Annotated in this window: 1 pseudogene; it reads right to left on the bottom strand. The window is 53.7% G+C overall.

Annotated elements, in window-relative coordinates:
- A pseudogene (locus P1X15_RS32505) lies at positions 1-523 on the bottom strand (hypothetical protein); the annotation flags it as partial.

Below are 523 nucleotides of genomic sequence, written 5' to 3'. Positions count from 1 at the left end.
TGTAGGCCGTGGGCAAGTCATTGACGGTGACAGACGCACTGCTGCTCATATCGTTGGTGCAATTGGTGGAGGCATTGGTAGCCACGACGGTGTAGGTTCCTGCGACGATTTGGTTACCAAACGAAAGTTCGTTTCCCGTGCCAGCGACGGCATTACCCACATTTGCGTTGTCTCTTTTGAGTTGATAGTTGACGCCCGGCTGTGAGCCACTGAGGGTGATTTCGACACCTGTCCCTCCTTGGCAGAAGCTACCACCGCCGCCGACGTTGTAGGCCGTGGGTAAATCATTGACGGTGACAGACGCACTGCTGCTCATGTCTTTGGTGCAATTGGTAGAGGCATTGGTAGCCACGACAGTGTAGGTTCCTGCGAGGGTTTGGTTGCCAAACGAAAGAGCATTTCCCGTGCCAGCGACGGCATTACCCACATTTGCGTTGTCTCTTTTGAGTTGATAGTTGATACCTGATTGTGAACCACTGAGGGTGATTTCGACGCCTGTCCCTCCTTGGCAGAAGCTACCGCC

This window comes from Runella sp. MFBS21 (assembly GCF_029433105.1).
Taxonomy (GTDB): domain Bacteria; phylum Bacteroidota; class Bacteroidia; order Cytophagales; family Spirosomataceae; genus Runella.
Note: the sequence above shows the minus strand (reverse complement) of the source record. Positions and strands in the feature narration are given on the sequence as shown.